This window comes from Paraburkholderia lebeckiae, assembly GCF_014201005.1.
Lineage (GTDB): Bacteria > Pseudomonadota > Gammaproteobacteria > Burkholderiales > Burkholderiaceae > Paraburkholderia > Paraburkholderia tuberum.
The window spans coordinates 119,790-140,174 of record NZ_JACHDK010000008.1 but is presented as its reverse complement, the minus strand read 5'-3'; the positions used below and the strand labels follow the sequence as shown (position 1 = coordinate 140,174).

Here is a 20,385-nt window from a genome sequence, read left to right as displayed (position 1 = left end):
CGTCTCTTTTATGCTTTCGCTACAAAGACGAGTGGACGTGTAGACGACTAGATTACATTTAGCATGCAAATCGATGCTCATAGTGCGTTCATTCACCCAGCCACTATCAACAAATCAACAATAATGCGCATCAGACCAATAAATGTTGCGCAAATGGAAACAATTGGTGGAAGCTTTAAATACAAGGGTTTGCATCGATTGTCAGTTTTTGGCGACACTCTTTTTTTTCATTTCTACCCCGCCGAGCCACTGAGCTATTCTGCTTTCCGCAACAACGAACAATCATCTGCGTGGAGAAATGGATGAAACGAATCGCACTGTCTACCCTCTCGCTGGCGCTCCTCGGCGTTTCCGGCATGGCTCACGCGCAAAGCAGCGTGACTCTCTATGGCCTGGTCGATGAATCGATCCAGTACGTGAACAACGCTACCCCTCACGGCGGTAGCCTCGTGCAAATGTTTGGCGGCAACCTGCAAGGCAACCGTTTCGGCCTGAAGGGCACGGAAGACCTCGGCGGCGGCCTGAAGGCGATTTTCCAGTTGGAAAACGGTTTTGACATCAACACCGGCAAGCTCGGACAAGGTGGCCTGATGTTCGGTCGTCAGGCTTACGTCGGTCTGACGGGCGACTCTTGGGGCACCTTCACAGCTGGTCGTCAATACGACCCGCTGGTCGACATGATCCAGCCGCTGACGGGCGACAACTACTTCGGCAGCACGTTCGCTACGCCGGGTGACGTCGACAACAACGACAACAGCTTCCGCGTGAACAACTCGCTGAAGTATGTGTCGCCGGTGTGGTCGGGCTTCCAGGTCGAAGGCATGTACGCTCTGGGCGGCGTCGCAGGCGCGACGGGTTCGGGTCAAACGTGGGGCGGCGCAGCAACGTACGCAACGGGTCCGTTCAGCGTCGCGGGTGGCTACCTGAGGACTGACAACGCAAGCACCAACCTTCCTGTCCGCACGGGCTGGAACAGCACGACGGTCCCCGGCGCTACGTTCGACACGAACTTCCCGAACAACGCAGGCATCAACCAGGCTTACACCACGGCGAAGTCGATCAGTATCGCTTCGGCAGCTGCTCAGTACGTGACGGGGCCGTGGACGGCTAACCTGTCGTACAGCAACGCGCGCTACAAGCCGGACGCACAATCGGCGTTCACGTCGACGCAGATCTTCAACGTCGGCCGCGTGTACGTCGGCTACCAGATCACGCCGGCAGCCCTGCTGGGTATCGGCTACGCGTACACCCGCGGTACGGGCGACGCGGTGGCAACGTACAACCAGGTTTCGCTGGGCGGCGACTACTCGCTGTCGAAGCGCACCGACGTGTACACGGTCGCCGCATGGCAGCATGCAAGCGGCCAACAGCGTGATCCGGTTACGGGCGCACTCGTTTCGTCCACGGCTTCGATCGGTTCGTATGGCAACCAGTCGAGCACCAACAACCAGGTCATGGTCAGCCTCGGTATCCGTCACAAGTTCTAATCGGACTTCGAATCGGACCTGCTACGCAGCTGACGCGCTGCGTAGCCAGAGACCAGAAACCAGCCAGAGGCGATGCCGATGGCTGGTTTTTTTTCGTCCTGAGGTCTTGGTGCGGGCCCGAGCGAGCCTGACCCGCGCTCCGAACCCAACGCAGCTAGCGCCGCTGCGCCTTGCCCTTGTCGGCCTGCGCGAGAATCTGCGCGGGCGACACATCGTGCTCATGCTCGACGCCATCGGCGCCGACCGGCGCGCGATATAGCACCAGCGCCCGCTCCGACTGCGGCGACGGCGCATCCAGCGACTGCTGCCAGTCCGGATCGGGAATCTCGGCGAACACCTGGCGCAGCCGCTCGCCCCACGTGCGGTGAAGCATGTCGAAGTACGCGTTGTCGCGATCGATCGACACGAACCGCGTGACGCGCAGCGCATCCTTCTCGTACACGAGCAGATCGAGCGGCAAGCCCACTGACAGGTTCGAGCGCAGCGTCGAGTCCATCGAGATCAGCGCGGACTTCGCGGCCTCGTCGAGCGGTGTGGACGGCGTCAGCACCCGGTCGATGATCGGCTTGCCATACTTCGCCTCGCCGATCTGGAAATACGGATTCACGGCCGACGCCTCGATGAAATTGCCCGCCGCGTAGATCATGAAAAGGCGCATCCGGTTGCCCACGATCTGGCCGCCGAGAATGAAGCTGCAATTGAAGTCGACACCGAACTTCTGCAGCGCCTCGGCCTCGCGCTCATGCACGCGACGCACCGCGCTGCCGACCACGCGCGCGGCATCCGCCATGGTCGGCACGCTCCACAGCGTGGGCTCGCTGGCATCGGCGGGCTCGGACAGCTCGTGCAGCACCGCCTGCGTGATCGACAGATTGCCGGCGCCAAGCAGCACCAGCATGCGTTCGCCGGGTTGCTCGAACACCGACATCTTGCGCGCGGTACTAATGTGATCGACGCCCGCATTGGTACGCGTGTCGGACAAAAATACGAGGCCGTCGTTGACGGCCATCGCTACGCAGTAAGTCATAAGGAATCCGCGGAAGGCAAAGGAACGGGGCTATTGTAATCCGGCGCACAGGCGCCTTTTATCCGTGTTTACGGCCTTTTTTGCAGCCTTTTTTGCAGCCCTTTTTGCAGCCTTTTGGCAGCTGATTCCGAACGCCTGGCAGGAGTGTTAAATGCCGTCGCGCGCGTTGGCGTTGCAACGCGGCTACTGCGGCATCTGCGCGCTGACCGCCACCGCCACGTGAAGCTCCTCTTCGAGTCCGCCGATGCGTCGGCCGCGCACCGGTGCCGCCGCCTCATAGTCACGGGCGACCGCGAGCCGGCAGTAGATCTCGCTGGCAAACCCGGCATGCGTGACGTCGATCGAAATCCACCCTTTGCCTTCGAGCCATACGTCGACCCACGCGTGACTCGCGCCATGCGGTACGTCTCCGGGTTCGATATATCCGCTCACGTAGCGCGCCGGCACGCCGCGCGCGCGGCAGCACGCGAGCATCAGATGCGCATGGTCCTGACACACGCCGTTGCCGAGCGCGAGCGCCTCGGCGGCCGTGCTCGTAACCTCGGTGACGCCGGGCCGGTACTGCACGCGCTGCACGATCTGCTCGGACAGCGTGAGCAGGCTTGCCGGGTTCGCCAGATTCGCCACCGACTCCGCCAGTTCGCGGATCGCGCCGTCGGCTTCGGTCAGACGCGTCGCGCAGGTGAAATGCTCGAGCGGAATCGGCCCGGGCGGATCACGCAGCACGCCATCGACGAGCGGCATCGTGTCGACCTCGCCCGACACGCGCAGATGAATCTCGTCGTGCGGCTTGTTCATGACGAGCGTGTGCAGCACGTTGCCGTAGGCGTCGAGCGTCGCGTCGAGCTTGCCCGGCACGTCGATGTTCCAGCGCCGCACGGTCTGTGCGGCGCCGCTCGCGGGCGTCAGGCGCAACTGCTGGATCGAATAGTGAACCGTCGCTTCGTAGCGGTAAGAGGTGTCGTGGCGGATCGTCAGGTACATGAGAAAACTCCGTCAGGCCACTGGCAGCATCAGATAAGTACGCGCCACCAGATTGCCCAGATCGAACACGCGAGCGAGGAACTGCGTCAGATAGGCGTGCAGACCGCTTTCGAAAATCTGCCGGATGTCGGCATACAACAGGTCGGCGCGCAGCTTGCCGGCGAAGCGCTCGCACTGGTTCGAGCCGGACGTGCGCAGCATCGCGAGATTGCTGCACACGCCGTCGAGCGAGGCGAGCAGCGAGCGCGGCATCCGCTGATTGAGGATCATCAGCTCGACGACGCGCGCGGGCGTCACGACGTCGCGATATACCTTGCGATAGATCTCGAGCGCCGATACCGAACTCAGGATCGAGGTCCAGTAATAGAAGTCCTCGAGCTGGCGGGCCGCGTCGCGCGAATTCGGCTCGACGTTGGCGAAACGCACGTCGAGGATCCGCGCGGTGTTGTCGGCGCGCTCCAGATACGTGCCTAGCTGCGTGAAGAAGAACGCGTCGTCCTGCAGCGCAGTGCCGATCGTCACGCCGCGCGACAGATGCGAGCGGAACTTGACCCACTCGAACAACGAGCCCGGATTGCTCGCGGCCTGCCCGCTCGCGAGCCGCTCGTTGAATTCGAGCCACGTGTCGTTGATGGTTTCCCACCACTCGGTCGTCAGCGTGCCGCGCACCGCGCGAGCGTTTTCACGCGCGGCCTGCAGGCACGAATGAATGCTCGACGGATTACATGCGTCGGCGACCATGAAGTCGAGCACGTGGTCGCGCGTCGGTTCGTCGTAGCGCTGCGCGAAGGCGCTTTCGAGCTCGGAGATGAGCAGCACCGAGCGCTGCGCGCGAGCCTCCTGTTCGGGCGTCTGCGGCAGCAGTTGCGCCTTCAGGTTGATGTCGAGCATGCGGGCGGTGTTCTCCGCGCGCTCCATATAGCGGGCCATCCAGAAGAGGTGATCGGCGGTTCGGCTAAGCATGACGGCGTTCCATGTCTGTGATCTGAACGCGCGAGGCCTTCGTCAGCGACGAAAGTCCGCGCTGGTTATCCGTTGAGCGCCAGCGGCGCATCAGGTTGCGAGTGTCGCGCCCTGCTTTGCTCTGTTGCGAGCGAGGCGAGAAGCGCGGCGGCAACCGCGTCAGTCGACCATCCAGGTGTCCTTGGTCCCGCCTCCCTGCGATGAATTCACGACGAGCGAGCCCTCCTGCAACGCGACCCGCGTGAGGCCGCCCGCCACCATCGTGGTGGTCTTGCCCGACAGCACGAACGGTCGCAGGTCGATATGGCGCGGCGCGATGCCCGATTCGACGAAAGTCGGACACGCGGACAGCGCCAGCGTGGGCTGTGCGATATAACCGGTCGGACGCGCGATCAGCCGCTCGCGGAAGGCCTCGACTTCGGCCTTCGTCGAGGCAGGGCCGACCAGCATCCCGTAGCCGCCCGCGCCGTGCACTTCCTTGACCACCAGCTCCGGCAGATTCGCGAGCGTATAGGCGAGATCCTCGGGCTTACGGCACTGATAGGTCGGTACGTTGTTCAGAATCGGCTTTTCGTCGAGATAAAACGCGATCATGTCCGGCACGTACGGGTAGATCGATTTGTCGTCGGCGATGCCTGTGCCCATCGCGTTCGCGAGCGCGACGCGGCCGGCGCGATATGCGGTGAGCAGACCCGGTACGCCGAGCGCGGAGTCGGGGCGAAACGCAAGCGGATCGAGAAAATCGTCGTCGACGCGCCGGTAGATCACGTCGACGCGCTTCGGTCCTTGCGTGGTGCGCATGAACACGTAGTTGTCGTCGACGAACAGATCCTTGCCTTCGACGAGCTCGACGCCCATTTGCTGCGCGAGGAACGTATGCTCGAAATACGCGGAGTTGTACATGCCCGGCGTCAGCACGACGACGACCGGATCGTCGACGCCCACGGGCGCGACCGAGCGCAGTGTATCGAGCAGCAGATCGGGATAATGCGCGACCGGCGCGATGCGGTTCTGCACGAACAGCTCGGGGAAGAGCCGCATCATCATCTTGCGGTTTTCGAGCATGTACGACACGCCCGACGGCACACGCAGATTGTCTTCGAGTACGTAGAACTCGCCTTCATCGCCGGCGCGCACCACGTCGACGCCCGCGATATGCGCGTAAACACCGAGCGGCACGTCGACGCCCTGCATCTCGGGACGATACTGCGCGTTGGTATAGACCTGCTCGGCCGGCACGATGCCCGCGCGCACGATGTTGCGATCGTGATAGACGTCGTGGATAAACAGATTGAGAGCCTGCACGCGCTGTCGCAAACCCGCTTCGAGCGTCTGCCATTCGCCGCGCGGGATGATGCGCGGAATAAGATCGAAGGGAATCAGCCGCTCGGTGCCTGACAGGTCGCCGTTCACTGCGAACGTGATGCCGACGCGCCGGAACAGCAGGTCCGCTTCCGCGCGCTTGCGTGCGATCGCTTCATCGCCCTGACTGTCCAACCATCGCTCAAAGCGCGCGTAATGCGGCCGCACGCCATCGTCGCGATGGCGCATCTCGTCGTAGCATCGCATCTCAGCCCCAGTCTTGTTGTCAAATAGAAGGCGAATGCGCTGCGCATTCGGTATTCGACCTTCGATCAAGCAAGCGCTATGCCATTCAATATGTCGGGATAGAGCGCGTTGACGTGCCCGCTAACGGAGCATCCGCAGGGCGTCGGATTGCCTTGATCGTACTGTCGTGGATCATCATGCGCCAGTCAGGTGCGTGCGCGCCATCAGGGAGCACACTATGAGAGGCGCGCTTGCCGTTTCGCCAATGGACTCGACACGCACTACGAAGCGAGCGCACAAAAAAAGTCCCCGTGAATCTTCATCCACGGGGACTTCGATCACCTGCATGCAGGCGCTTTTTCACGCACTCAAACGTCAGGCATGGTTAAACGCAACAGCGCTATGCCGACGCCTGAGTCGTGCGAGCAACGCGTTCAGGCTGTCGCTGCGTCCTTCAGCTTCTTCAGCGCGCGTGCCTTGATGCGCACGCTGGCCGGCTTGGCCGGGAACCAGCGCTCTTCACCCGTGAACGGGTCCTTGCCGAAGCGCTTCTTCTTCGCCGGCACAGCCTGCACGACGATCTTCAGCAGACCCGACAGCGTGAATTCGCCAGCGCCCTTCTTGTGCACCGTGCCGAGGATCGTGTCTTCGAGCGCGGCCAGCACGGCCTTGGCGGTCTTCGGTTCCACTGCAGCACGTTCAGCGATGTGAGCTGCCAACGAGGCCTTCGTGAAGGTGTCCTTGATCGGCGCCGGTGCGCCAGACGCCTTCACGGCGACCTTCTTGGCTGCGACGGCTTTCTTCGCAGGAACTTTCTTTGCAGCAACCTTCTTGGTCGGTACCGGGGCAGCAGCCTTCTTGGCCACCTTTTTTGCGGAAGTCGGCATGTTTCTCCTACCTGTTGTGGTCAGTGAATTGCTCGAAGCGCACACCGTATGTGCACGCTTCAACGCCGGATTCTACAAGCGCTAAAGCGATTTGCGCGACTCTTTTATGTATTGCGATGAAGTTTTTTGCGCGGCGCCAACGGTGCAACACGTTTTAGTACCTGTTTTAGCGGCTAAAACGTGCGTGGCGAGCTCTTTGACATGCAGGAGTAACGCTCGTTACAGTTCGTTTCGGCCGCCATTTCGAGGCGGTTGCGTCGGGCGAGCCGGTGTTTTCGCCCCTTGAAACAGGGCATTTTCTTCGTTTGACGCGTCAAGCAACGCACCCCCCAACATTTCGACGATGCCTACGCCTCGCTTGCGGCAAGCTCCGTTTCAGCGTGCGATGCGCTGCAGGATGTCGGCGAGCCTCGTCAACGCCGTGTCGATATGTTCGGCCGCGATGCTGCCATAGCCGAAGATCAAGCCAGGCTGCGGTGTCACGCGGTGGTGAAATGGCGCGAGTCCATAGAGGCCGATCGACGCTTCACGCGCGGCGGCAACGAGCACCTCTTCGCCGAGCGACGCCAACGGCCCCTTGAGCCGCGCCGCCAGATGGATGCCGGCGGTCGGCACGATCGGCTCGAACCAGCGCGCGAGACCGCCTTGCAGATGCTCGAGCAGCATCGCGCGGCGGGCCGCGTAAGCCTTGTGCATACGCCGCAAATGGCGCGCGAAGTCGCCATTGAGCATGAACGACGCAAGCGCCGCTTGCGTCAGCGTGCAGCCGTGACAATCGGCGATCTGCCGCGCCTTCAGCAGCGGGCCGTGCAACGACGCGGGCGGCACCAGGTAGCCGATGCGCAGCTCGGGGAAGATCGTCTTCGAAAACGTGCCGACGTAGGCGACGAGGCCGGCACGATCGAGACTCTTCAGCGGCTCCATCGGCCGGCCTTCGAAACGGTACTCGCAGTCGTAGTCGTCCTCGATGATGACCGCGCCGCGCTTTTGCGCCCATTCGAGCAGTTCGACGCGACGCTCGAGGCTCATCGGCATACCGAGCGGAAACTGATGCGAAGGCGTCACGTAGACGAGCCGTGCCTTGTCCGGCAGCTTGCCGACGATCAGGCCTTCGCGATCGACCGGTACCGGCACCACGCGCGCGCCGGTCACCTTGAAGCATGCATGCGCGGGCGGGTAGCCGGGGTCTTCGATGGCCGCGATTTCACCGGGCCGCAGCGTGATGCGCGCCATCAGATCGAGCGCGTGCTGCGCGCCCTGCGTGACGATCACGTCTTCCCAGTTGCTCGACACCGCACGGTTGAAAGCGAGGTAGCGCGAGATCGCGAGCCGCAGCTGCTGCTCCCCCGCGGCGTCGCGATAGGTGCCGGGGCTGCGCGCCTGGCCGCGTAGCGCATGATTCACGCAGCGGCGCCAGACGTCGAAGGGAAACAGCGTCTTGTCGGTCGCGCCGCCGATGAAGTCGAGCGGCGACGGCACCGACGGCCGCGGCAACGGCAGACTGTCGGGCATCTGCTCCCACAGCGGCTGCGCGCGCGCGGCGGCCTTCGCTTGCGCGGCGGCCCGCTCGCGCGAACGAGCCGCCGCGCGCGCGGGGGCCGAACGCTCGGCCGGCAACCGTTCGAGTCCGTCGGCGACGAAGGTGCCAGAACCGGCGCGGGCGCTCAGATAACCTTCTGACAGCAGCCGCTCGAATACGTCGAGCGTGGTCTTGCGCGACACACCGAGCTGCGTCGCGAGATCGCGCGTGGACGGCAGACGCGTGCCGCCGGCAAGGCGCCCTTCGAGAATGCCCGCGCGCAACTGCCGATAAATCTGTCCGGACAGATCGTGATGGCCTTCGAGCGCGATGTGAATGTCCATTCGGGTGGTTACCTCAAATACCGGCGAAATGGTTATTTCGACCGACCAGTGGCGAACGTAAGCTTACCGCCACGGACGCCCGACGCGCGAACGCGCGGCGCTCGAATGGACGGAGGCGGTGACGCTGGTCGCGCAAACGCGCGTGCCGGATACGGTATGGGACGCGGTGAAGCCGCATTTCAGCGAGCAGGAAATCAGCGACCTGACGCTGCTGATCATTGCGATCAACGGCTGGAACCGCATTGCGGTGTCGTTCAGGAAGATGCCGGAGTAAGCGGCGGCGCGTCTTCGCGGAGCTTCAGAAGATCACGGAAACCGCCACCGCGAACCAGATCGCGGTCACGCCCGCGAGAAACAGATGCCGCGCGATACGCACGCGTGAGTCGCTGTTCTCCGGCTCGACGGGACTCGTCGCCATCCATGGCACGAGGCCCAGGCACGCGAAGCCGGCCAGCGCGAGCACAAAGACCACGACGTCGGCCTTGTGCCAGGCAGTCGGCTCATACATACCCCAGTAGCCGAGAAACACGATGCCGATCGAGAACACGGTCGCGGAAGCGGCGCTGAGCGCGGGCACCGATCCAGTTGGAGCCGGCATGCTTGACCTCCGATCGTCAGGTTGCGGCGGCGCTCGCGTGCGTCGCGCCATCCGCCCGATCCGCGTTCGCGTCGGCCGCGGCGAGGCGTCAGGAAGTGCGGGTCTGGCGAGCTTCGTACGTCTTCAGATGACTATAGGCGATGCGCAGCAGCGACACGCCGTGTTCGCCCTTTTGCGCGTCGCCGCCGCGCGAGATCAGGTCGCCGAGGATATGATCCGCCTCGGTGTGCGAGCGGTTTTCGACGTCGCGCAGCATCGACGCGGTCAGCGGCGACGGCGTCAGCAGCACCTGGGTAGCGCGCACGTCGAAGTCCGCGGCCATCGTGAAGCCGTTGTGCTCGGCCGCCGCGCGGCATTCGCCGAGCAGATTCTCAATCACGCGCTTGCCGTCCGGCGCAGCCAGAATATCGCCGACCGAACCGCGCATCAAGCACGTACTCGCGGCCAATGTAGCGAGGAACACCCATTTTTCCCACATGCGCAGCAGGATGTTGTCGCTGACCGCGACGTCGAAGTTCGCGCCGGACATTGCATCGGCAAGCGCCTCGGTGCGCTCCGAGGTGCCGCCCACGAGTTCGCCGAACGTGATCGCGTGCATGTCGTTCAGATGCATGATGTGCTGCTCGGCATTGAGCGTCGCGGCGATCACGCACTGACCGCCGAGCACGCGCTCCTTGCCGAAGTGCGCGGTCAGCACGTCGATATGGCGCATGCCGTTGAGCATCGGTAGGATCAGCGTGTCTTCTCCGACGAACGGCGTGAACGAATCGATCGCGTCGTCGAGACTGTAGGCCTTGCAGCTCAGCAGCACGAGGTCGAACGGCTCGGCGGCGACACCGGCCAGTATCGTCTTCACGTCGGGCAACTGGAGGTTGCCGCGCGGGCTGTTGATGACGAGGCCGTCGCTCCGTAGCTTTTCCGCGCGACCGGCGCGTACGAGGAAGGTCACGTCCTGCCCCGCCGCCGCCAGACGTCCGCCGAAATAACCGCCTAGCGCGCCCGCTCCTACTACCAGAATTCGCATCTTGAGCCTCTTGAAGGATTTCGATTTGCCGATCATGCGCGTCGCTGGCGGACGCATCTTCATGGTGCCGCGTATTCGGTGCTTGTGCAGGAATGTAGCAAAGATTGGGGGATCGGTTCCGGGGAGCGTTGCCAGCAGGCGGGTGGTGTCGGCCAGATGGTGCGTGCGAGGCAGGTCCACCCACCGTATTGCGAAATGCTTGATCGGACTTCAACCCTCCCATACGCTTTCATGTCGCTGCCTTCACTGCGCCGCCACCGTTTCCCCCTGCTCCCACCCGCCCCCCAGCGACCGATACAGCGCGATCGCCGAAAGCGCGTGCTCGCGCCGGGCCTGATTCAGCGACTCCGAGTCGCGCAGATACGCTTGCTGCGCGTCGAGCACATCGAGGAAGCTCGAGGCGCCACCCTTGTACAGCTCGGTCGACAGACGCAGCGCATGATTCGAGGCATCGAGCGCACCGGCCAGGCGCTGCACCTGCACCGCGCCGCTGACGAGATCGCTGCGATTGTCCTCGACTTCCTTCAGCGCCTGCAACATCGTCTGCTGCAAGCCGAGCTGCGATTCGCGCATGCGGCTCTCGCTCGCGTCGATGTTCGCGGTGATGCGCCCGGCGTTGAAGATCGGGCTCGTCGCATTCAATGCAGCGCTGAACAGGTTATCGGTCAGCGTCGGCAAGCCAAGGTACGACGATGCGAGCAGCCCATTCGTCAGGTTGATCTTGAACTGCGGATAGCGCTGCACCTTCGATACCCCCACTTCCGCCGCACGCTGTTCGACGAGCGCATAGGCGGTGCGCACGTCGGGTCGATGCAGCAACGCGTCGGACGGCAACACCTGCGGCGCGCTTTGCGCAGGCACCGGAATCTCGCGCGCGTTGGAAAGCAGCAGCGCATCGAGGCTTTCCGGCGTACGCCCCGAATACACGGCAATCAGACTCAGTTGATGCTGCACCGCCGATTGCATGCGCGGAATCTGCGCCTGCAAGTCCTGCAACTGATTCTGCGCGCGGGCGACGTCGAGCTGCGTCGACAGTCCGTAATGCAGACGCTCCTGCGTGAGCTTCAGCGCGCGGCTGCGAATCAGCTCGTTGTCGTCGAGGATCTGCAATTGCGCCTGCGCCCAGCGTAGATCGATATACGCAGCCGCCGTGTTCGCGGCGAGCGCGAGCCGCAACTGGTTCAGCGCCGCAACGCTACCCGACACCTGTGCCTGCGAGGCGAGCACCGCGAGACGTTCGCCGCCGAACACGTCCGGCGTCCAGCTCGCGGCGAGGCCGAAGCCGGCCTGGCGCACATAGCCGAGCGGCGGCGGCGTGTTCTGCCGCTCGGTCGATGCGCCCGCGTTCGCATTCAGCTCCGGCAGCAGCGCCGCGCGATTCTGCGTCACCAGGTCCTGCGACTGCTTCACGCGTTCGGCCGCGGCCTGTACGTCGAGGTTGCCGGTCAACACCGATTCGATCAGCTGATGCATCACCGGGTCGCCGAATTGCGCCCACCAGGCATCGGTGTTCACGCTGTCTTGCGGCGCGTCGACGCTCCACGCGGCCGGCGCGAGCGTCTGCACCGTATGCGGCAAATCCGCGTGCGTCGCGGGTTGCACCGCGCAGGCCGCGAGCGTCAGGAACGCCGCGCTCGCCAGTAACTTCATCACGATTCGTTTCATGTTGGTCTCCTAATGGGCATCGGGCGGTGGCGCGGTGTTGCCGAACGGGCGCGAAAACAGCACGCTCAGCAAGCCGACCACGAAGCACAGCGCAACCGCCAAAAAGGCGTCCGAGAATGCGAGCACCAGCGCTTCGCGCATCAATGCCGCGTGCAATTCGGCTAGCCCCGCACTCGCGGCGTTCAAGACATCACCACCAACGGCCGACAGATACTCGGCCTGCTTCTGCAGGATCGATTCGACGACCGGACGGCCCGCATTCAGATGTTCGTCGAGCCGTTCGTAGTGCAGGTTCAGACGGTCGTTCAACATCGTGCTGCTGACCGCGATGCCGATCGCACCGCCGAGATTACGCATCAGATTGAACAGCCCGCTAGCGGAGCGCAGCCGCGACGGCGGCAACGCACCCAGCGCCATCGTCACGATCGGCGGAATACAGAATTGCTGGCCGATTCCGCGCAACGCTTGTGGAATCAGCAACTGCTGCCAGCCCCATTGGTTCGTCAACGGCACGTACAGATAGCAGCCGATGCCAAACAGCGCGAGTCCGAACACCATCAGCATGCGCATATCGACGAAGCGCGCGAGCGTCGAGTAGGCGGCGAGCGCGAGCAACTGAAAACAGCCAACGGACAGCAACGCGAGACCAATCTGCAACGAATCGAAGCCGCGCACGCGCGCAAGAAACACCGGCGTCAGAAACACGGTGCAGAAGATGCCGATCCCGGTAATGAACGACAGCAGACTGCCGATACCGAAATTGCGCAACGCCAGTGCGCGCAGATCGACGATCGGTTCCTTCGCGGTGAACGCATGCACGAGGAACAGAAACCCGCAGATCGCCGCGACCCACGCGCACAGCACGATCACGTCGTCGCCGAACCAGTTTTTGCGCGGTCCCTCTTCGAGCACGTATTCGAGGCAACCGAGAAAACCCGACATCAGCAAGATGCCGAAGTAGTCGCCCTTTTTCAGCAAGGACAGATCGACTTTGTCGATATTCACGTACTTCGGCACCAACAGCGCGACGGCGACGCCCGGCACCAGGTTCAGATAGAACAGCCAGTGCCACGACCATTGCGACGTGATCCAGCCGCCGATCACCGGGCCGATGGTCGGCGCAAGCGACGCGAGCGCGCCGATCGTCGTCGATGCGATCAAACGCTGCTTGCCGGGAAACAGTACGAACGCGGTCGTGAACACGGTCGGAATCATTGCGGCACCGAGCGCGCCTTGCAGACCGCGAAACAGGATCATCGAGTTGATGTCCCACGCGAGACCGCACAGCATGCTGGTGACCGTGAAGCCGAACGCGGAGAAGGTGAAGACCCAGCGCGTCGAGAACACGCGCGTGAGCCACCCCGACATCGGAATCACGATGATCTCCGCGATCAGATACGAGGTCTGAACCCAGGAGAGTTCATCCTGACTCGCGGACAGTCCACCGCCGATATCGCGCAGCGACGATGCGACGATCTGGATATCGAGCGTCGCCATGAAAAAACCGACGCACATCAGCGCGAATGCGAAGACCTTGGTGCGGGTCGGCTGGTCGGCGGGGTTGTCAAAAGCGTGAGTCATGATCGGTTCATCCCTGCGCGGCCGAATGGCCCGCATCGAGGTGCACTTTGACGGTCGCGGACAGGCCCGGACGCAGCACGCCCTGCATGTCCTTCGGCACGTCGAGGCGCACGCGCACCGGCACGCGCTGCACGATCTTCGTGAAGTTGCCGGTCGCGTTTTCCGCGGGCAAGACGCTGAAGGTCGCACCGGTCGCCGGTGCAAGACTGTCGACCACGCCGTGCAGCTTTGTGCTCGACGCATCGAGTTCGACATCGACGCTGTCGCCCGAATGCATTTTGCGCAGCTGATCTTCCTTGAAGTTCGCGTCGATCCATAGACCGCTCGCCGGCACGACGGTCAGCAGCGACACGCCGGTGTTGGCGAGCAGCCCAACGCGAGCGGTGCGATTGCCGACATAGCCATCGATCGGCGAGCGGATCGTCGTGTACTCGACGTTCAACGCGGCGACGCGCTGCGCGGCCTGCGCGGTCGCGATGCGCGCTTTCGCGTCGCCGATCTGAGCGTCGAGCACCGCGATCTGGCGTTGCGCCGCGAGCAGCGCCGCGCTGCTGCGATCGACCGCGGCGCGCGCTTTGGTCAGATCGGCGTCGGCCTTCTCGACGACCTGATTCGACACCGCGTCGTCTTTCACGAGCTCGCGGTAGCGCGTCTGGTCGGCGGCGCTGCGTGTGAGCTCGGCGCCCGACGCGCGGACCTCGGCGGCCTGCTCGTTGATCGCCGCGAGTTGCAGTGATTTCTTCGCTTCGAGTTCGGTGACGGCGGCCTGCGCGCTCTCCACTTCGGCGCTGGCCTGGGCGAGGCGCGCGTCGTAGTCACGGGCATCGAGACGCACCAGCACCTGGTTGGCGTGCACGAACTCGTTGTCGCGCACGAGCACGTCGGTGACGAAGCCGTTGACCTTCGGCGCCATCACCGTGACGTCGCCGCCGACGTACGCATCGTCGGTGCTCTCGACGAAGCGGCCGACGAAGAACCAGTACGAAGTGGCCAGCGCCAGCGCGACGAGCACGGAGAGGATCGCAAGCAGCATCCACGGGATACGCCGCGCCTGTCTGGCGGGTTGTACCGCGCTTGGCGGCGCGACGGTCGAAGGAGTTGTGGACATAGTATCGATATGTGCGTATGCACTCATCAGGTTGAAAAAAACGGCGCAGTGCGCCGGCCTCCGCTACCTTCAGCGTTTATGTCAAAGCAAATCCCGGGTGATGGCAAACAGCTCGGTGCGCAGCGCTGCCGCGCGCTCCTCGCCGAAGCGGTGTTCGAATTCGGCCTGTGCGGCATACCAGTGCGCGCGGCCCGCGGCCAAGCGCTCTTCACCTTCGGCGGTCAGCGAGATCAGCAGCGCGCGCGCATCCGCGCCCATTGCCTCGCTCGACACCATTCCGTCGCGTCGCAGTGGCTGGATCGTACGGACCAGCGTGGTGCGCTGCATGCGCATGGCCTCGGCGATCTGCTTCATCGTCATCGGACCGGTACGCTTCAGGCGCCCCAGCAGCGAAAACTGCGTGATGGTCAGCCCGACATTCGACAGATGCCGGTCGTAGATCTGCGATACGTGACGCGCGGCCTGGCGGATCGCAAAGCAGTCGTCGTCGAAAAGCGCTTCCATTCGCTTCACTTCCTTTGCTAGTTAGTGCATATGCACATTAAACGGCGTCATAAGACCCGCCGAAGCGGGTTCCTGCGCGCGATCTAATCGGTGATGCTGAACAGCTCGGTACGCAGCGTCTTTGCGCGGGCGCGGCCGAACTTCTTTTCGAATTCGTCCTGCGCGGCGCGCCATGCGACGGAGGCCTGATCGAACGTCGTCTCGCCTTTTTCCGTCAGGCTGAACAGCAACGTGCGGTTGTCGTGGTCCGCCGCCTCGGCCAGCACGAGGCCGTCGCGCTGCAGCGGCTTCATCGCGCGGACCAGCGTGGTGCGCTCCATCACCATCGCGTCCGCGAGCTCCGCCATAGGCAGGTTCGGTGTGCGCGCGAGCTTCGCGAGGATCGTGAACTGCGCAGCGGTCAGCCCGACGCCGCTGAGATGGCGCTCGTACATCTGCGTGACGTGCCGCGCCGCCTGGCGCAGCGCGAAGCAGTTGCATTCGTCGTAGGAGAGAGGACGGTTCATGGAGCGAAGTCTATGTGTGCATATGCACTGTGTCAAGTTTCTCGAATGGCAACGGGCAAATGCCTCACCCGTTGCGCTACAGCGGCCTTTATCTTGCGACTTGCCAGCTGCAATTGTTATGTTATAACATGACCAAAAATTGGCGCTCCAGCCCCGCCGTTTTTCACACGGGCCCACTGCGACGTCCAACAAAATCCGTCCGACCTATGAGCGGACAGTCCATGCTCAACGACCACTTATGACCGTCATCGCCATTACCGTTCTCATCGAAAAGTAGGCCTGATCGACCGGCCTGCTATCGCGCGTCGTCAACCTCCAGTTCGCCTGTCCTTCCCCTGCCGGCCAGGGGCGAGGTGGGTGAGCTTTTGCCGAACGCTTCTGTTCATCAACGCATCGTCCATAGCGCAAGCAACAACAATGAAAAAACGCACACTGACCGCACAGGCGGCGATCGTGTTCTGTACCGCCATCTCGAACGCATGGGGCGCGCCAGGCAACGCCATATTGACGGGCACGGTCTCCGATCCCGCGGGCCATCCCGTCGCTCACGCGAAAGTGGAGGTACAGGACGCGAGCGGCGCCTCCATCGGCGCGTCGAACACGGACACGTCGGGCCACTTCTCGATCGACGGCGTGGCGCCCGGCACGTATGCGGTCGTCGTCACCGCGGCCGGTTTTGCAAGCGGCAGCAGCATCGCGACCGCCCAGTCCGACGCCCCGGCGAGCGTCAGCGTACAACTGCAAAAGAGCGACACACTCGACGTGCAGGTCAACGCACAACGACTGAACGCTGCCCGCAACGGCTTGCTGCCCGAAACGGGCAGCAGCGTCTATCGCTTCACGCAGGCGGATATCGCCACGATGCCGGCGGGCGCGAACACGCCGCTCAATCAGGTGCTGCTGCAAGCGCCCGGCGTCGCCAACGACTCGTACGGCCAGCTGCACGTGCGCGGCGAGCACGCCAATCTGCAATACCGGATCAACGGCATCATCATTCCGGAGCCGATCAGCGGCTTCGGCCAGTCGCTCGACACGCGCATCATCGATCAAATGAACCTGCTCACGGGCGCCCTGCCCGCGCAGTACGGCTACCGTACGGCCGGTATCGTCGACATCCTCACCAAATCGGGCGACATGGGCAGCGGCGGCTCGATCGACGTATTCGGCGGCAGCCATCAGACCGTCAAAACGAGCGCCGACGTGTTCGGCAGCGAGGGACCGTTCAGCTACTACCTGAGCGGCTCGCTCGGCATGAACAATCTCGGCATCGAGAATCCGACGGCGAGCGCCAGTGCGATTCACGATCACACGCGCCAGGGCAATGCATTCGGCTATCTGTCGTATCTGATCAATCCGCTCACTCGTGTGAGTCTGTTGTTCGGCGCGACCAGCAACCAGTTCGAGATTCCGAACACGCCGGGGCTCACGCCGAACTTCGCGCTCAACGGCCAAAGCACGTTCGATTCGTCGCAACTGAACGAAACGCAATCGGAGCTGAACAATTTCGCGGCGGTCGCGCTTCAAGGCACCAACGGCGGCGCGCTCGATTACCAGGTCGCCTTCTTTACCCGCTATACGCGCACGAAGTTCAACCCCGATCCGATCGGCGACCTGATGTTCAACGGCGTAGCCTCGGAGGACTTCCATAGCAACACGGCCAACGGCGTGCAGGTCGATACGACCTGGCGCGTCAACGACAGTCACACGATTCGCGCGGGCGTCTTCTTCCAGCAGGAACATGCGGTATTCGACAATAACGTGTCTGTGTTCCCCGCCGACGCGGACGGCAACCAGCTCTCCGACGTGCCCTTCAACATCCAGGACAGCAGCAGCAAGACCGGCTATCTTTACAGCCTGTACGCGCAGGACGAATGGAAGCTGACCGACCGGCTCACGCTGAACTATGGCTTGCGCTACGACCGGATGGACGAGTACACGAGCGCGAGCCAGTTGAGCCCACGCGTCGGCCTCGTCTACACGCTCACGCCGTCTACGACGCTGCACGCCGGCTACGCGCGCTACTTCACGCCGCCGCCGTTCGAACTCGTGTCCGGCTCGACGATATCGAAGTTCGACGGCACGACGAATCAGAGTTCGGTAACGCAGAACGATCCCGTAAAGCCGGAACGCAGCCACTATTTCGATCTCGGCATCACGCAGAAACTCGGCCCTGCCGTCACGCTCGGACTCGACGCGTACTACAAGAAATCGACCGACCTGCTCGACGAAGGACAGTTCGGTTCCGCCCTGATCTACGCGCCGTTCAACTACCAGTACGGCAGAACGTATGGCGTCGAATTCACCGCCAACTACAAACAGGACAATCTCTCCGCGTATCTGAACCTCGCGTATAGCCGCGCGCAAGGCAAGAACATCAACTCCGCGCAGTTCAATTTCGGTGCGGACGAACTGGCGTACATCTCGAACAACTGGGTGTACCTCGATCACGACCAGCGCGTGACCGCATCGTTCGGCGCGGCATACGACTTCCACCAAACCACCTTCACGTTCGACGGAATCGTCGGCTCCGGCCTGCGCAGCGGCTTTGCGAACACCGACCGCCTGCCCGTCTATGCGCAGTTCAACCTCGGCGTAATCCAGCACTTCAACGAGCCGATGATCGGCAAGATCGACGCGCGTCTGGTCGTGATCAACGCATTCAACCGCGTGTACGAGTTGCGTGACGGCTCGGGCATCGGCGTCGGCGCGCCGCAGTACGGTCCGCATTTCGCGGTTTATGCGGGCGTGACCAAGTACTTCTGATCGACGGCAGGGAGAACCATCATGCAGGAATGGACAGGCTTTATCGCGGCGATGCGCACTGGCGGATGGATCATGTATCCGCTCAGCGTGCTCGGCGTGCTCGCATTGACCATCATCATCGAGCGGGCGTATGTGTTTGCCCGCTTCGCAAGCGCACCGGCGCGTCTTTTGCAACCCACGTCGTCAGCCGATGACAACCGTCTCGACCGTCTCGCCCCGCACCACGCGTTTCGGCGCATGGCCGCGCCGTGGCTGTCGGAATCAGACTCGCCGCTGTGGCTGCGCGAGGCGTCGGCGCAATCGATCGCATCGCAGATCGAGCGCGACATGGGCCGCGGTCTGTGGCTACTGGAGACGATCGTCACGGCGGCTCCTCTGCTCGGCTTGCTCGGCACGATCGTCGGGATGATGAAGTCATTCCAGCTGTTCGGCGGCAATGGGCTCGTCGATCCGGGCGGCGTCACGGGCGGGGTGGCGCAGTCGCTGGTGGCGACCGCGATCGGACTCATCGTCGCGGTCTTCGCACTGTTCGCGTTCAATTATTTTTCACGGCGGCTCGAGCGTCTGATGGATGAACTCGAACTGTTCGCCAACGCGCGACTCAGCGCGCTGCGCCTGCAACAAGAGGCGCGAGGCGAGCGCGGATGAAACTCAAACGCTCGCGCGCCTCGCGGCGCGGCCGCATCGAAATCATTCCGATGATCGACGTGATGTTCTTTCTGCTCGCGACCTTCATGCTCGCCTCGCTGGCGATGCAACGTCTCGACGCGGTGCGGATCAATCTGCCTTCGGGACGCGCGCAGCCGATCAGCACGAGCGAGCCGCTGACGATATCGGTGAACGGCAACGACGAGGTCTCGGTCAATCGCCACGTCGTTCGCGCGGATCAGATCGAGCCTGAAGTGAAGCGCCTGCTGCGCGCGGACGGCAACGTCGTCATCGCGGCCGACGATCACGCGGGTCACGGCGCGGTCGTGCAGGCCATGCTCGCGGCGCGACGCGCGGGCGCCGAACACTTTCTGATCGCCGTGCATCGTGATTAAAGCTTGCCGCGAGTTGTCCGAGGCGCACGTTGTGGGAACGCTGCGTACCGCCGTCGCTTGTCTGATCTCGCTGGGTATCTGGCTTCTGGTGCTCGCTGCGCTGTCGTCCGGATTGCTGAAGTCGAGTCAGCCAGCCCCACCGCCTGCTCCACTGGATATGCGCGTGGTCGTGCTCGACGAGCCTGCGCCGCCTGAATCCCGTCCGTCGCAAACTCCGGTTGCGGTTCCAGCCGAACAGGCGCCGAGGCACGCGCAGACGCAATCGCATACATCAGCGCATCGCGCGATGCCGCCTGTGCCAACCAGGCCGCAGACGCTGACGACGCCCGCTGCCGCAGCGCCGTCGGCACCGGTTGCTAGTCAGGCACAACGCCCGTCGCAAGATGATCAGCCGGAACAAACGGCCGCCGCGGGATCGCAGCAATCATCCGCACAGCGCGACGCCGCTCCAGCCGCCTCGGCAAGCTCCAACACCGCCGCCCGTTCCATATCGCAACCGCTACCGACGCTGCCCGACGACTTGCGCGAGCAGGCCTATCAGACGATCGCGACAGCCCGCTTCACGATCCACGCCGACGGCTCGGTCGATGTCGAGCTCATTCACGCGACGCCGAACCCCCGTCTCAATCAGCTGCTGCTCGACACGTTGCGGCGCTGGCGCTTTTTTCCCGCGCTGCGCGATGGCCGGCCCGTCGAAAGCACGCAAAACATCCGCGTGCATTTCAACGTCAGTTGAACAGCGCCTACTGGCTTGCACAGGTGAAATTCGCCGCGACGTTCACGTCTACAGTGAGCCTCGTTGTACATCGCAACCAACGTCGACCCAGGAGGCCG

The 20,385-nt window shown here is 63.2% G+C and carries 19 protein-coding genes and 1 pseudogene; 7 read left to right on the top strand and 13 right to left on the bottom strand.

Annotation, left to right across the window (positions count from 1 at the left end; genetic code table 11):
• Positions 1-63 precede the first annotated feature (63 nt).
• Together HDG39_RS34630 and HDG39_RS17335 are read left to right on the top strand one after the other, a co-directional pair.
• On the top strand, positions 64-306 hold the full coding sequence (locus HDG39_RS34630; protein ID WP_184117202.1) for a hypothetical protein: 243 nt from the start codon (positions 64-66) through the stop codon (positions 304-306).
• Positions 303-1,487, top strand: a complete 1,185-nt coding sequence (locus HDG39_RS17335) for a porin (protein ID WP_184007133.1) — start codon at positions 303-305, stop codon at positions 1,485-1,487. The genes HDG39_RS34630 and HDG39_RS17335 overlap by 4 nt, the downstream gene beginning before the upstream one ends.
• Before the next feature lie 154 nt (positions 1,488-1,641).
• Here the strand turns inward: HDG39_RS17335 and HDG39_RS17330 are convergent, their stop codons facing one another.
• The 6 genes from HDG39_RS17330 to pdxR form a co-directional block, all read right to left on the bottom strand.
• Positions 1,642-2,514: a proteasome-type protease gene (locus tag HDG39_RS17330; protein ID WP_026226351.1), complete on the bottom strand. Its 873-nt coding sequence runs from the start codon at positions 2,512-2,514 to the stop codon at positions 1,642-1,644.
• A 183-nt stretch (positions 2,515-2,697) separates the two neighbouring features.
• Complete coding sequence (locus HDG39_RS17325; RefSeq protein WP_184007132.1) at positions 2,698-3,498, bottom strand: transglutaminase family protein; 801 nt, start codon at positions 3,496-3,498, stop codon at positions 2,698-2,700.
• A gap of 12 nt (positions 3,499-3,510) precedes the next feature.
• On the bottom strand, positions 3,511-4,461 hold the full coding sequence (locus HDG39_RS17320; RefSeq protein ID WP_184007131.1) for an alpha-E domain-containing protein: 951 nt from the start codon (positions 4,459-4,461) through the stop codon (positions 3,511-3,513).
• Positions 4,462-4,620: 159 nt separating this feature from the next.
• Positions 4,621-6,030 carry a circularly permuted type 2 ATP-grasp protein gene (locus HDG39_RS17315; RefSeq protein ID WP_184007130.1) on the bottom strand — a complete coding sequence of 470 codons (1,410 nt, stop codon included), beginning with the start codon at positions 6,028-6,030 and terminating at the stop codon, positions 4,621-4,623.
• 413 nt (positions 6,031-6,443) lie between these two features.
• Positions 6,444-6,896 (bottom strand): HU family DNA-binding protein, encoded by a 453-nt coding sequence (locus tag HDG39_RS17310; protein WP_184007129.1) that lies wholly within the window; start codon positions 6,894-6,896, stop codon positions 6,444-6,446.
• Between the two features lie 375 nt (positions 6,897-7,271).
• Entirely contained in the window at positions 7,272-8,759 is a 1,488-nt protein-coding gene (pdxR, locus tag HDG39_RS17305) for a MocR-like pyridoxine biosynthesis transcription factor PdxR (RefSeq protein ID WP_184007128.1), read from the bottom strand.
• An 85-nt stretch (positions 8,760-8,844) separates the two neighbouring features.
• On the opposite strand from pdxR, the pseudogene HDG39_RS17300 reads away from it, so the two are divergent.
• Positions 8,845-9,033: pseudogene (locus HDG39_RS17300) on the top strand (carboxymuconolactone decarboxylase family protein); the annotation flags it as partial.
• Between the two features lie 24 nt (positions 9,034-9,057).
• On the opposite strand, the gene HDG39_RS17295 reads toward HDG39_RS17300, so the two are convergent.
• The 7 genes from HDG39_RS17295 to HDG39_RS17265 form a co-directional block, all read right to left on the bottom strand.
• Positions 9,058-9,357, bottom strand: a complete 300-nt coding sequence (locus HDG39_RS17295) for a hypothetical protein (RefSeq protein WP_184007126.1) — start codon at positions 9,355-9,357, stop codon at positions 9,058-9,060.
• An 88-nt stretch (positions 9,358-9,445) separates the two neighbouring features.
• Positions 9,446-10,381, bottom strand: coding sequence for a 2-dehydropantoate 2-reductase (gene panE, locus HDG39_RS17290; RefSeq protein ID WP_184007125.1), 936 nt, complete (start codon positions 10,379-10,381; stop codon positions 9,446-9,448).
• Positions 10,382-10,624: 243 nt separating this feature from the next.
• On the bottom strand, positions 10,625-12,046 hold the full coding sequence (locus HDG39_RS17285; RefSeq protein WP_184007124.1) for an efflux transporter outer membrane subunit: 1,422 nt from the start codon (positions 12,044-12,046) through the stop codon (positions 10,625-10,627).
• Between the two features lie 9 nt (positions 12,047-12,055).
• Entirely contained in the window at positions 12,056-13,627 is a 1,572-nt protein-coding gene (locus HDG39_RS17280) for a DHA2 family efflux MFS transporter permease subunit (protein ID WP_184007123.1), read from the bottom strand.
• Between the two features lie 7 nt (positions 13,628-13,634).
• On the bottom strand, positions 13,635-14,735 hold the full coding sequence (locus HDG39_RS17275; RefSeq protein WP_184007122.1) for an HlyD family secretion protein: 1,101 nt from the start codon (positions 14,733-14,735) through the stop codon (positions 13,635-13,637).
• A gap of 81 nt (positions 14,736-14,816) precedes the next feature.
• Positions 14,817-15,239 (bottom strand): MarR family winged helix-turn-helix transcriptional regulator, encoded by a 423-nt coding sequence (locus HDG39_RS17270; protein WP_184007121.1) that lies wholly within the window; start codon positions 15,237-15,239, stop codon positions 14,817-14,819.
• An 83-nt stretch (positions 15,240-15,322) separates the two neighbouring features.
• Complete coding sequence (locus HDG39_RS17265; protein WP_018423513.1) at positions 15,323-15,745, bottom strand: MarR family winged helix-turn-helix transcriptional regulator; 423 nt, start codon at positions 15,743-15,745, stop codon at positions 15,323-15,325.
• A gap of 417 nt (positions 15,746-16,162) precedes the next feature.
• Between HDG39_RS17265 and HDG39_RS17260 the strand changes: the two genes are divergently transcribed.
• From HDG39_RS17260 to HDG39_RS17245, 4 genes are read left to right on the top strand one after another with little or no spacing between them, the layout of a single operon-like run.
• Positions 16,163-18,508 carry a TonB-dependent receptor gene (locus HDG39_RS17260; protein WP_184007120.1) on the top strand — a complete coding sequence of 782 codons (2,346 nt, stop codon included), beginning with the start codon at positions 16,163-16,165 and terminating at the stop codon, positions 18,506-18,508.
• A 21-nt stretch (positions 18,509-18,529) separates the two neighbouring features.
• Positions 18,530-19,156, top strand: a complete 627-nt coding sequence (locus HDG39_RS17255) for a MotA/TolQ/ExbB proton channel family protein (RefSeq protein ID WP_184007119.1) — start codon at positions 18,530-18,532, stop codon at positions 19,154-19,156.
• Entirely contained in the window at positions 19,153-19,551 is a 399-nt protein-coding gene (locus tag HDG39_RS17250) for an ExbD/TolR family protein (RefSeq protein WP_184007118.1), read from the top strand. Before HDG39_RS17255 ends, HDG39_RS17250 begins: the two co-directional genes overlap by 4 nt.
• 31 nt (positions 19,552-19,582) lie before the next feature.
• Complete coding sequence (locus HDG39_RS17245) at positions 19,583-20,287, top strand: energy transducer TonB (protein WP_184007117.1); 705 nt, start codon at positions 19,583-19,585, stop codon at positions 20,285-20,287.
• The last annotated feature ends 98 nt before the right edge of the window (positions 20,288-20,385 follow it).

Excerpts from the sequence above, each read along its gene's own strand:
- HDG39_RS17270 (WP_184007121.1), bottom strand. The coding sequence starts at position 15,239 with ATGGAAGCGCTTTTCGACGACGACTGCTTTGCGATCCGCCAGGCCGCG.
- HDG39_RS34630 (WP_184117202.1), top strand. The coding sequence starts at position 64 with ATGCAAATCGATGCTCATAGTGCGTTCATTCACCCAGCCACTATCAAC.
- HDG39_RS17265 (WP_018423513.1), bottom strand. The coding sequence starts at position 15,745 with ATGAACCGTCCTCTCTCCTACGACGAATGCAACTGCTTCGCGCTGCGC.
- HDG39_RS17320 (WP_184007131.1), bottom strand. The coding sequence starts at position 4,461 with ATGCTTAGCCGAACCGCCGATCACCTCTTCTGGATGGCCCGCTATATG.
- panE (WP_184007125.1), bottom strand. The coding sequence starts at position 10,381 with ATGCGAATTCTGGTAGTAGGAGCGGGCGCGCTAGGCGGTTATTTCGGC.
- HDG39_RS17285 (WP_184007124.1), bottom strand. The coding sequence starts at position 12,046 with ATGAAACGAATCGTGATGAAGTTACTGGCGAGCGCGGCGTTCCTGACG.
- HDG39_RS17335 (WP_184007133.1), top strand. The coding sequence starts at position 303 with ATGAAACGAATCGCACTGTCTACCCTCTCGCTGGCGCTCCTCGGCGTT.
- HDG39_RS17255 (WP_184007119.1), top strand. The coding sequence starts at position 18,530 with ATGCAGGAATGGACAGGCTTTATCGCGGCGATGCGCACTGGCGGATGG.
- HDG39_RS17310 (WP_184007129.1), bottom strand. The coding sequence starts at position 6,896 with ATGCCGACTTCCGCAAAAAAGGTGGCCAAGAAGGCTGCTGCCCCGGTA.
- HDG39_RS17260 (WP_184007120.1), top strand. The coding sequence starts at position 16,163 with ATGAAAAAACGCACACTGACCGCACAGGCGGCGATCGTGTTCTGTACC.
- HDG39_RS17330 (WP_026226351.1), bottom strand. The coding sequence starts at position 2,514 with ATGACTTACTGCGTAGCGATGGCCGTCAACGACGGCCTCGTATTTTTG.
- HDG39_RS17250 (WP_184007118.1), top strand. The coding sequence starts at position 19,153 with ATGAAACTCAAACGCTCGCGCGCCTCGCGGCGCGGCCGCATCGAAATC.
- HDG39_RS17280 (WP_184007123.1), bottom strand. The coding sequence starts at position 13,627 with ATGACTCACGCTTTTGACAACCCCGCCGACCAGCCGACCCGCACCAAG.
- HDG39_RS17295 (WP_184007126.1), bottom strand. The coding sequence starts at position 9,357 with ATGCCGGCTCCAACTGGATCGGTGCCCGCGCTCAGCGCCGCTTCCGCG.
- HDG39_RS17275 (WP_184007122.1), bottom strand. The coding sequence starts at position 14,735 with ATGTCCACAACTCCTTCGACCGTCGCGCCGCCAAGCGCGGTACAACCC.
- HDG39_RS17325 (WP_184007132.1), bottom strand. The coding sequence starts at position 3,498 with ATGTACCTGACGATCCGCCACGACACCTCTTACCGCTACGAAGCGACG.
- HDG39_RS17315 (WP_184007130.1), bottom strand. The coding sequence starts at position 6,030 with ATGCGATGCTACGACGAGATGCGCCATCGCGACGATGGCGTGCGGCCG.
- pdxR (WP_184007128.1), bottom strand. The coding sequence starts at position 8,759 with ATGGACATTCACATCGCGCTCGAAGGCCATCACGATCTGTCCGGACAG.